At 44.1% G+C, this 11856-nt stretch carries 8 protein-coding genes; 2 read left to right on the forward strand and 6 right to left on the reverse strand.

Translation table 11 applies throughout. From position 1 onward, the window contains the following. Positions 1-10 precede the first annotated feature (10 nt). On the reverse strand, positions 11-1033 hold the full coding sequence (trpS, locus tag R7Z77_RS15885) for a tryptophan--tRNA ligase (protein WP_064353782.1): 1023 nt from the start codon (positions 1031-1033) through the stop codon (positions 11-13). 601 nt (positions 1034-1634) lie between these two features. On the opposite strand from trpS, the gene R7Z77_RS15890 reads away from it, so the two are divergent. Next, on the forward strand, positions 1635-2591 hold the full coding sequence (locus R7Z77_RS15890) for an AEC family transporter (RefSeq protein WP_025766898.1): 957 nt from the start codon (positions 1635-1637) through the stop codon (positions 2589-2591). 44 nt (positions 2592-2635) lie between these two features. On the opposite strand, the gene R7Z77_RS15895 is transcribed toward R7Z77_RS15890, so the two are convergent. The 4 genes from R7Z77_RS15895 to R7Z77_RS15910 all read right to left on the reverse strand — a co-directional run bounded on the left by R7Z77_RS15895 (position 2636) and on the right by R7Z77_RS15910 (position 9686). Continuing rightward, complete coding sequence (locus tag R7Z77_RS15895; RefSeq protein ID WP_017635039.1) at positions 2636-3091, reverse strand: MarR family winged helix-turn-helix transcriptional regulator; 456 nt, start codon at positions 3089-3091, stop codon at positions 2636-2638. A gap of 187 nt (positions 3092-3278) precedes the next feature. Continuing rightward, positions 3279-6440: an efflux RND transporter permease subunit gene (locus R7Z77_RS15900; RefSeq protein ID WP_005378264.1), complete on the reverse strand. Its 3162-nt coding sequence runs from the start codon at positions 6438-6440 to the stop codon at positions 3279-3281. A gap of 2 nt (positions 6441-6442) precedes the next feature. Then, complete coding sequence (locus tag R7Z77_RS15905; RefSeq protein ID WP_065274363.1) at positions 6443-7582, reverse strand: efflux RND transporter periplasmic adaptor subunit; 1140 nt, start codon at positions 7580-7582, stop codon at positions 6443-6445. Positions 7583-8048: 466 nt separating this feature from the next. Beyond that, a complete protein-coding gene (locus R7Z77_RS15910) occupies positions 8049-9686 on the reverse strand; it encodes a methyl-accepting chemotaxis protein (RefSeq protein ID WP_203345786.1) in 1638 nt (545 codons plus the stop codon). A gap of 773 nt (positions 9687-10459) precedes the next feature. Here R7Z77_RS15910 and R7Z77_RS15915 point away from each other — a divergent pair. After that, entirely contained in the window at positions 10460-11449 is a 990-nt protein-coding gene (locus R7Z77_RS15915) for a Solitary outer membrane autotransporter beta-barrel domain (protein ID WP_213967361.1), read from the forward strand. Positions 11450-11454: 5 nt separating this feature from the next. Here R7Z77_RS15915 and R7Z77_RS15920 read toward each other — a convergent pair whose 3' ends face one another. Further along, positions 11455-11703 (reverse strand): hypothetical protein, encoded by a 249-nt coding sequence (locus R7Z77_RS15920; protein ID WP_005378271.1) that lies wholly within the window; start codon positions 11701-11703, stop codon positions 11455-11457. Between the last annotated feature and the right edge of the window lie 153 nt (positions 11704-11856).

The following is an 11856-nucleotide window of genomic DNA, read 5'->3' on the forward strand; positions in this document are numbered from 1 at the left end:
TACTTTTAATTCAGAACAAATTTAAACCAAATACATCTTTCACATCAAATAGCACTTTTTCGGTTTTCTCGCGAGAACGCTCACTACCTTGTTTTAAAATATCAATCAGCTGCGCTTTATCATTCAAATACATAGCGCGCTTTTCTCGAATAGGGCGAAGAATCTCTTGTAAGCATTCTTCTAACACTTTCTTGGTCAAACCATCACCTAACCCACCTCGTCGATAATGGTCTTTTAGCTGTTCGACATAATTTTTATCAGGATGAAAAGCATCGAGGTAGATGAATACAATATTCCCTTCGACTTGGCCTGGGTCCTCAATTTTCAGATGATTGGGATCGGTATACATAGATTTCACTGCCGCGGAAATCTCCTTTTCGGAGGCCCCTAAGTTGATTGCGTTCCCCATGCTTTTAGACATCTTATTTTTACCGTCAGTACTCGGCAAACGAGGTGCATCGCTAAGTAATGGACGGCATTCTCTAAGAACTTCTTTTCCACCCAGATGGTTTATTTTTCTCACGATTTCATTAGTTTGCTCTAACATCGGCAGCTGGTCATCACCCACTGGTACTAGCGTCGCATGAAACCCCGTAATATCAGCAGCTTGAGAAATTGGATACGTTAAAAAGCCTGCGGGAATAGAGCGTTCAAAGCCTTTACTTTGAATCTCATTTTTAACCGTGGGGTTTCGCTCTAATCGTGCGATAGAAACAAGATTACTGTAATACATTGTCAACTCGGCTAACGCTGGAATTTGAGATTGCAACGTGATCGTAGTTTGAGCGGGGTTGATACCAACAGCCAAATAATCTGCAACGACATTGAGAATATTAGAGGATACCTTTGATGGATTATGCGCGTTATCCGTCAACCCTTGCATGTCCGCGACCAAGATCGTTTGCTCGTGCTCCGTTTGCAATTTGACTCGTTGTTGCAATGAACCAATATAGTGCCCGAGGTGTAATGGACCTGTTGCTCGATCTCCGGTAAGTATAATTTCACGCTGAGATGTATTTTTATGGCTATTCATATTTGTCTCCAAGTATTTAATAGATCGCTACTGGAGATAAAAAGATCAAACACTCTTAGCTACCATCCAGCAGCTTAAGAATGTAAGTATTCCGCGCCGCTCTATTTAGAGCGCCACCAAGAGAAGGTTGTTAATGAAGGGCGAACGTGTATTTTCATGTTTTTTAAACTAACAGCACACACCGCAGAACTCAATCTGTTTTGTACTGAATTAGTGTGAGTGTTCCAACAGCGAATTAAGAGGATTACATTGGTAAAGACATCGCAATGACCAAAACCGCACCAAATACCGAACCAGAGACAAACGCACACAGTACAGTTTTGTTGTGTTTCCTTTTCATTGATGAACTCCTATCCATAACTACGATGACCAGCCCTCACATCTAATACGCATGTGGATGCATCACGACAACGAGTTAACCAACATATCGCACGTAGGACCAGTACCGCTTTGTTAAATTGGGACCTCGTCCATAACTTGGAGTGTAAATGACTCCGGAACCTACAACAGAAGAAAATTTCATTACGTTACTGTCCTACCCTCCGGGTTTGTGGCTTAATAGGCAGCAGGAACACTTTTTTCTTTTGCTGCGGATACTTACATGGAAGCTGTTTTACATCAGTTGCAATTCTCTTTGTCGATAACCGGACCTATCTGTTTGATGTTGGTACTTGGCGTTCTTTTTAAGCGCTTTGGTCTAATCAACGATAATTTTATCGAAGTAGGCTCTAAGCTGGTGTTTCAAGTTACCTTGCCTGCGATGTTATTTGTCAGCATTGTGGCTTCAGAACACGACTTTTCCGCGGCAAGTGGATTCGTCAATTTCGGCGTCATCGCTAGTATTTCGTTTTTCATTTTCACCTACCTTTCCGTCAAACTTCTGTTCAAAGCATCGCCTGACCAAGGCGTTCTCATCCAAGGTGGGTTCCGAGCAAATACAGGTATTATTGGTATCGCTTACGTTGCCAATGCGTATGGTTCTCAAGGTGTGGCGCTAGCAGCGCTCTATGTCGCGGTCACCACATTTATTTATAACGTCCAAGCGGTAATTTGCTTATCGCCCAAGGGGGCAACGTCTGCCTCGCAAGCAGCAAAGATGATGGGCCGAACACTGACTAGGAATCCGCTCATAATCTCCATTGTTCTAGGAATGGCTTTTTATTTACTCGCTATTCCAGTACCGAATGTGGTTATTGACGCAGGAGACTACTTGTCCAAAATGACATTGCCTTTGGCGCTGTTGTGTACGGGTGGCTCACTTGACTTTAGCTTGATGAGAAAAGAGAAAGGTCCATCTTGGTTTGCGAGCAGTTACAAGCTCATCGTAGCGCCAGTCATCATCACCATGGGAGCTTACTTAGTAGGGTTTCGAGGAATTGAGCTAGGTATTCTTTTCTTTATGAACGCCTCTCCAGTCGCTGCTGCCAGCTATGTCATGGCGCGTTCCATGGGAGGCAATGCCACGTTAGCTGCAAATATCATCGCACTCACTACGGTGCTTTCTACCGTGACCTGTACGTTGGGCATCCTATTTCTTAAGTTCTACAGCTTAATATAATTGGTCCGCGATAAAATAAAAACGCTAAACGGCATTGATGTCAGTTACTGGTCGTGATTCGCAAAAGTGAGCTTTCTTACCAGACGAAAAAATTCACTCGCTTCAGATTCCGACAAACAAGAAAAAAACTCTTTCTGTAAATTCGTCATGATTTGATGAACTTGCTTTAAAGCATTTGCTCCCTCTTTTGTCATGCTTAGCATTTTAAGGCGCTGATTCGATTTACTTTTAGAAACTTGAACAAACCCTCTCTTTTCCAGATTGTCCACCATCCGCTTTGCTACACTTCGCTCAGTTCGAACCGCATCAGCCAACGCTTGCTGGCTCATAGGTTGAAATTCTTCTAAAGCGGCCAGTGCACTTGCCATTTCTAGTGTCATCAAATTTTGCCGAGACAGCTCGGCTTGGGCACGATTGCGGTACATACGCTGCATCACACCGCAGACAAACATAGGGCTTTGATCCAAAACGGAAATTGGGGAAATTTTCTGATCTTTCATCGTCGTTTTTCTTCTTTAGGCTTTCATTCGGCCGAAAAGGCTGTGCTGATACTGCACACAACACGCCGTCTTTCAGGCTCGCGTCATAGACGGTAACCACCAAGTGAAAACATAAAATAAAGAGCGCCGAAGCGCCCTTTAATCGTGTTTATTATCACTAGTATAACTCAGTTAAAACAACCAAGTCCTACTCGCTTTGCTGAGTGGGTTTAGTGCTGGTCTCAGACAACTCTGCCTCCGACTCTTTTCTCGCACGTCGATCAAACAATCGCTCAACCACTACAAAGAAGATTGGGACGAAGAATATACCCAATATCGTGGCACTGATCATGCCACCAAGTACGCCGGTACCTACTGCGTTTTGACCTGCCGATCCCACACCTGAACTGATAGCAAGTGGTACCACACCCAAACCAAAAGCAAGCGATGTCATGATAATTGGGCGCAGACGAACGCGAACAGCATGTAAGGTTGCTTCGATAAGCCCAGCGCCTTTCTCATAGTAGTCCTTTGCAAACTCAACAATCAGAATGGCGTTTTTGGTTGCCAAGCCGACCGTAGTTAATAAGCTCACCTGGAAGAACACATCGTTATCCATACTGCGCGTCATTACCGCAAGCACAGCACCAAGCACACCAAGAGGAACAACTAACACCACGGCGAAAGGTACTGACCAACTTTCATACAAAGCGGCAAGAACTAAGAATACGACGAGGATAGATAGCGCATATAGCATCGGCGCTTGGTTTCCGGAAAGGCGCTCTTCATACGAAATACCATTCCAGTTCACCGTGAAACCTTCTGGTAGCTTTTCTACCATTGCTTCAATTTCTTCCATGGCTTCACCAGTACTTACACCAGGAGCTGCACCGCCTTGAATATTCATTGCTGGCAAACCATCAAAGCGCTGCAAAAGAGGAGAACCATATGTCCACTCGCCACTCGCAAAAGCAGAGAAAGGCACCATCTCTCCCTTAGCGTTGCGTACGTACCATGAATCGAAGTCTTTTGGCTGCATGCGGTATTCCGCATCACTTTGCACCATCACTTTCTTCACACGACCGCGGTCAATATAATCGTTAATGTAAGCCCCGCCCCATGCAGCTGACAGGATTTGGTTTACGTCATTGATACTGACATCCAAAGCACGAAGTTTGACGTGGTCAATGTTCACTTTGTACATTGGCGCATCTGCCTGACCGTTTGGACGAACACCGACAAGTTTCGGGTTTTGTGCTGCCATGCCCAGAAGTTGCCCTTGAGCCGCAACTAATGCATCGTGCCCTTTATTCAACGAGTCTTGGAGATAGAAATCGAAACCTGTCGAGTTACCTAGCTCTTGAATCGCTGGAGGGGCGAACGCAAACACCAAAGCTTCTTTAATGGTAGAGAAGTACCCCATCGCTCGGCCCGTAATGGAAGCCGCATCAGCGCCAGGCGCTTCACGCTCAGACCAATCTTTCAGGCCGATAAATGCCATCCCCATGTTTTGGCCTTGACCTGCGAAACTAAAGCCCGCAACAGAGAAGACGGATTTTACATTGTCTTTTTCGTCTACTAGGTAAAAGTCACGCATTTTCTCAAGTGTTTTTTCCGTCTGTTCTTGTGTTGAGTTAGGCGGCAAAATAGCCATTGAGAATACTGTGCCTTGGTCTTCATCTGGCAAAAATGACGTTGGAAGGTTCATAAATAACCAGCCAGCACCTGCACTCATTGCCAAAAATACAACCAACATGCGACCTGTGCGTTTTAGAAGTTTGGCAACGCCGGTTTCATAGCCTGCTGTCATCGCATCAAACTTGCGGTTAAACCAGCCAAAGAAGCCTTTCTTCTCTAGAAGCTCAGCATCGCCTTTTTTCAGCAACGTAGCGCACAATGCCGGAGTCAGAATTATCGCAACCAAAACGGAAAGCGTCATAGCCGCCACAATAGTTATCGAGAACTGACGGTAAATAACCCCGGTAGAACCAGACATAAACGCCATAGGGACGAATACCGCTGAAAGCGTCAACCCCACACCAATCAGGGCACCAGTGATCTGCCCCATCGATTTTTTGGTCGCTTCTTTGGGCTCTAAACCATCTTCATGCATCACACGCTCGACGTTTTCCACCACAACGATGGCATCATCCACCAGCAAACCGATAGCCAGAACCATCGCGAACATGGTTAATGTGTTTACGCTAAATCCAGTCGCGTACAAAATAGCGAAGGTTCCGAGCAATACGACAGGCACTGCGATCGTTGGAATGATCGTCGCACGGAAGTTCTGCAAGAACAGGTACATGATTAAGAACACAAGAAGAATAGCTTCTAATAGCGTTTTAACCACTTCTTGAATCGAGGCTTTGACGAATGGTGTTGTTTCAAATGGGTAAGCAATCTGCAACCCTTCTGGGAACGTTGCACTCAGTTGTTCTAAGCGCTCTTTTACCGCATTGGCTGTCTCAAGCGCGTTTGCGCCAGTACCTAATGAAATACCTAACCCCGATGCTGGGAAGCCATTATATTGGCCTCGAATATCATAACTTTCTGCACCACGCTCAACGCGAGCTACATCTTTCAAATAAACATTCGAACCACTGGCGTCGGACTTAAGAATGATGTCTTGGAACTCTTCTACACTGCTCAAACGACTTGCAGAAGAAATCGTAGCATTCAACAACTGACCTTCCTGCGCAGGTGCCGCACCCAGTTGACCTGAAGAAACTTGCGCGTTCTGTTCACTGATTGCATTTGCTACGTCGATCGCGGTCAAGTTGAATTGCGTAAGCTTAAATGGATCCAGCCAAACTCGCATCGCATACTGCGCACCAAACGCCTGCACTTGTCCTACGCCAGTTACACGACTTATCGGGTCTTGAATATTCGTTACAACAAAGTCGCCGATATCGTTTTCTGTAAAGTCAGGATCTTCAGAATAAACTGCGACAACCATGAGAAATGCCGTATTAGATTTATTGACGACAATACCTTGGTTTTGTACCTCCATCGGCAATGAAGTCAATGCCAATTGCAGTTTGTTCTGCACCTGTACTTGCGCGATATCAGGATCAGCTTCGCTATCAAACGTCAGGGTAATTGTCGCATTACCAAATGCATCACTGCTCGATGATAGGTAGCGAAGGTAATCTAATCCCGTCATATTTTGCTCGATAACCTGCGTTACCGAGTCTTCAACGGTTTTTGCTGATGCACCTGGATAGCGAGCACTGATGGTGATCGTCGTCGGTGAAATCGTTGGGTATTGCGAGACGGGTAAATTGAATAATGACATTACCCCCGCCAACATCGTTAGAATCGCGAGAACCCAAGCAAATACCGGACGATCGATAAAAAATCGTGCCATGATTACTCCTGTTCACCGTTTTGGATAGTTACCGAACTGCCTGGCCCTACCTTTTGTAAACCGGCGGTAATGACTTTATCACCCGCGTTCAAACCATCAATAATGCGCCATTGGCTATTGATCGCTTCAGCAGTCTTCACTGGTTTCGCTTCCACTTTGTTCTCGCCATTAACCGTCATCACTGTCGCTTTACCTGTCGCATCACGAGATACCGTATTTTGTGGTATTAGAATCGCATCAGGGTCGACACCAGTAATGACCGTCGCACGAACAAACATTCCAGGTAGCAACAAACCGTCAGGGTTTGGGAATTCGGCACGAAGCGTCACGCTGCCCGTACTTTCGTTCACATTGACCTCAGTAAATTTCATTGTGCCTTTGTGTTCGTAAGTGCTGCCATCTTCAAGCATCAATGTAACTTGCGCAGAGTCATCTTCTTGCATATGGCCTTGGGAGAGTGATGCTTTCAAACGCAGCAGTTGCGCGGATGATTGCACAATATCAACATTGATAGGGTCAAGCTGCTGAATGGTCGCTAATTTGGCAGCTTGGTTAGCCGTAACCAACGCACCCGCTGTCACACTCGATTTACCGATCACTCCGCTAATCGGAGCTTTGACTTGCGTATAATCTAAGTTGATTTTTGCTGTGTTGATCTTGGCTTTTGCGACTAGGACCTGCGCTTTCGCTTCTTTGTATGCCGCTTCTGCTTCATCCAAGTCTTGTTGGCTGATGGATTTTTTGGTGATCAAGGTTCTGTAACGCTTCACCGTGGCATAGGTCGACTCTGCCGCAGCTTGCGCACGGATTAATTCCGCTTCAGCGCTCAGCAAATCCGCCTGAAATGATGAATCATCAATTTGATATAGCGACTGTCCTTGTTCAACAAGGCCACCTTCAACAAAATTTCGCTCCGAAATAATGCCAGTGACTTGCGGACGAACTTCCGCTTCTTTGAATGCTCGGCTACGACCCGGCAACTCTACTGTCAATGCTTGGCGCGTTGGCTGGACTGTTAACACTTCTACTTCGGTTGTGGGCGCAGGACCACCACCTTGGCTCGATCCTTCTTCGCTAGGTTGACATCCAACCACAAAAAGGCTCGACGCAATCAGCAGAGATAGCGTGGTTTTACGTCTCATGAATTTTTCTCTCTTATCTACCGACAAGCCTTCAAGATTCCTTATTAAAAGCTTCTAGAATGACTTAATAATGACTAACGGATGTATATCCAGAACAAATTAATTAGGATGATAAATACCCAGTGTTGTACATACAACAAAATTTACAGTTCTATACGCTTACGTAAAACGTTTATGGTAAAGGTGTTATGAAGTTCTCAAATTTGAAGATTTTGGGTTGGAAATCACATTTTCCTGTGTGCAATTGCAATGGTTAAAAAGCAGCAAAAGTGATGATAAAAGCATCATCACGCTGTACAGAGTTTGTTACCGCTGTCTAGGGTTATTTGCCCACTCTGGTATACGAACTAAAGTGAGAAAGGAATGTAAATATAGTCGAAATTTCACAAGTCAGGTTCGCCACTTATCTAAAAAATAACCCGCTAAGAAGCGGGTTATTTCGTCAGTGAGATTGCTGTTCTCAAGCTTATACTTTGAACTGACTGACCTGATGATCTAAACGTTGAGTTTGCTCTGACAACATGGCTAAAGAAGCTTGCGCTTGGTTTACGATTTCCACAATTGAAGTGCTACTGTCTGCAATGCCTTGTACGTTGCTATTTACTTCGTCACTTACTGTACTTTGCTGGCTCGCAGCCGTTGCAATGTGTGTATTCATCTCGTTCATACGTGAAATCGCGTTCAAGATTTCAGAAAGGGATTCACTCGCTCGGCCAGCGGACTTGATCGTTTCATCACTGCTATTTTGGCTACCGCGCATCACTTCTACAGCTTGTCCTGCACCAGATTGTAGCTTTTCAATCATGGTTTGGATTTCTCCCGTACTCTGTTGCGTACGACTGGCTAAAGAACGAACCTCGTCCGCTACCACAGCAAAGCCTCGCCCTTGCTCTCCAGCGCGAGCCGCTTCAATGGCTGCGTTAAGCGCTAATAAGTTTGTTTGCTCGGCAATACCACGAATTACATCCAGTACGGACGCAATGTTACTCACATCATGATCCAATGTGTTAATGACGTGGCTTGCGCTTTCGATTTCACTTGCGAGGCTACGAATTGAGCTAACCGTTTGATCCAAAATAACATTGGTATTGGTAAGTTCATCATTCGCTGTTTGGCTCGCAACCGCAGCTTCGTTAGCGCTATCGCTTACATTTCTGCTGGTGACTTGCATTTCATGCACTGCCGCCGCTACCGCCTCGCTATCTTTTTGCTGAGAAACGGTCGAGTTCGCGATGGTCGTGGTCAACGAGCTAAGATTTGCCATTTCGTTACGTAAGGTATTTGAGCTTTCAATTACCTGAGCGACTGTCATTTGAATTTTGGACACAAACTGGTTAAATGCGTCTGCTAAATTGCCAATTTCGTCTTGTGTTTTTACATCGATTCGTTGACTTAGATCACCTTCACCGGACGCAATTTCTGTCATCGCATTTTTAATATCATTGATAGGCTTCACAACCGTTTGTAACAACAAAAAAGCCATCGCGATAGCGGCAAAAATAACAATCACAATGCCAGCCTCAAGAATGAGTTCTGCTCTTGTTGCAGCCGCTGATATTTCGCCCTTCAACTGGCTTTGCTTTTCTTCTATTGCATCTTTTACAACGTTAAGCTGCGCTCTAACCTCGATAAATTGGTCTTCAAAGTTATGTTTGTGCTCATTGTAGTAACCACGCCATTGAGATTGAGGTAAACGTAGCATCGCTTCATAACTTGCTAACCATTTTTCACCCAAAGAGACAAGCGTTCGAACTTCATTACCATGTGTAGAAGGCATCACACCGGCTTGTGATAGCTCAATCATTTGTTCCATACGTGGTAGTGCTTTGTAGGCGTTGTCTTTGTATTCACCGATGTGATGATCAATATCGTTTTGAGTATCAGAAAGTGCAACACCTTGGATTGCAGATGTTGCTTGGTAAAGATCGCGATAAGCATCCTCAATCGTTAATAAGTTCGGCACGATCTGTTCGTTGAGTGTCTCACGCAATTCAGATTGCTTCCAACTTGTCATAACGTTTAATACAGAGCTCACAATAAACAATCCAATAATCAATGACAGCGGGATCACTATCTTCTGCTTGATCGTTAAGTTCTGGAACATGAATAGACTCTCTTTATTTATGGTATACAAACTGCCGGAAATTATATCAAACAAATAGAGTATACTATTAGGTAAAAGAGGCTATTCAACATGAAATCTAATGACTTTTTGACAAGGGTTCTAATTTCAACAATTAGTTGATTTTATAAAAAATTTAACAAAGAGATCTTTTCAAAAGATGCAAATTAAAATGCTCTTTCAAAACGAAAAATATGTAACAGAAAGTGAATTAAAAGGGACCACATTTTGAAGAATAGATCGACTCAATGATTTACTGAGAACACATACAAAATACAGTTTTTGGATTGAGCACGACCGCGTAATATGCAAAGGTCCGAACATTTCTTCTAAAGCTCAAAAAAACCATTGTTTATCTGACGTATTTAAGGGTAATCCTTGATGATGTTAGTCGTGATGTTGGCAGACAGGGTGCTTACAAGTTTTCGAAGTAACCTGTAGCACAGTGAACGATTCAGATTTTCTTGAGCGCCAAGGCAATAAAAAAGTTTGCTATTTTCCTCTCAAGAGACGCATTCAAGAAAATAATGCAACCTAGTCACAAAGTTTTGCTACATCTTCAGAAAAGAATGATGTTGCTAAACAAATCTGGTGCAGCATACACATTGAAGCTAAACTCGTTTAAGGAACTTTTTCATATCAATATGAGAAAACATAGATTTCTCAAAGTTACACCGACCATTCAACGATTAAACTAATGTTAGCGTACCGGTACGTCCAAAAACTCCATGCATGAACCATTTGAAAGAGCCAAAATGTTCCAACCCAACTTCGCCTCAGTGGAGTGGCGAGTCGTTTCGCTCACTCTCCTACTCTCACTTCCTCACACTGCTCATGCGGATCCATTAGATAAGGAAATTAGCAACCTTCTCCAACAACGTTTTTCTATCGCGGTGCTGCTGTCCGATACTGACGCAATTGCGTTTGGTATTGGCGACTTTGATCCGAATGCATTATTTGATACCGCCAACCCAGAGTTCGGGACTGACGAGTCAATCAATGAACGTCGAAGCAAATCCGTATATGTTCTCCCTTACACGACTAACTTTGACATTGAGGGCAGCGAGGATTTACATGAGCTGTCGTTTAAGGCGTTTACGATACAAACAGAGAATGATCTCAAACTATTCGGCACAAGTAAGGATCTTCTCAAGGAAAGGACATACGGTGCGTCGATTGGTTATGGGTATCTATACAAAGCAAGTGAAAGCGTCACTCTTAGCACCAGAACGACGACTCACCTTATGCGTTATGAAAACTCATTCTCTACCGATAATAAACTTTCCTCCATCATTGGAAGAATCCTAGACGGCCGTGCCGTTAACGTTTCAGCATGGGCGGCAATAGTTCAACCATCCATTAAAGCCAAATACACGTCTCCCACAAGTTGGGGGAAATGGCATGCCAGTTCGACATTGAATTCATTCATTGGGCACAGCTGGGGAAGCGCAAATAACGGCAATATAGGCAACCCTAAAGGTTGGTACCTATCTAATGAAATCACCGGTTACTACAATATTTATCACGGTGAGCAGGCTTTATTTACCGGGATTAAAAGAGTCGACCTTTCGCATGATTTAAGCGATGAACTGGGAAGTCCGCATTACTACGAAGCTTCTATAGGATGGCTATTTTATGCACCAAAGCCCTTTGATTGGTTGGACAATTTCGGCATAGGCGTTAACTTCAACTACGGCTCGACTCTCAGAGGCGGCAGCATTCAGCTTTACTACAACAAACAATAAAGCCGTCAATACAGGAACCAGTTGGTAGCATATATAACAAGAAGAACTAGAAGACACAAAAGGAATGGCAGAGTTAGCGTCTTCGCAAACTTTTTCATGAGACTTGGGTTATCAAACACCACACCTTCCGCTTCTCTTACCCTTCGCTCTTCGTCAAAATGCCATTTAATGGCTAAGTAGGCTCCTATCCCTAATACAATAAGCTTAAAAGCTCCAGCAAAGTAAGGAAAGAAATTAGCCCAACTGTCGTTCATTATCCATCTCCATCAAATTCAATATCAGCTTTGCGGTGGCAGAATCCAAGATTCATGTAGAATGCCCCCCTCAAAGGTAAGCGCCCCACAAAGCACACATTCAATTAGCCAGGCACCAGACTTATGATCTTATCTTCACTAATAAGGAGATAA

This window comes from Vibrio sp. 1401 (assembly GCF_033340295.1).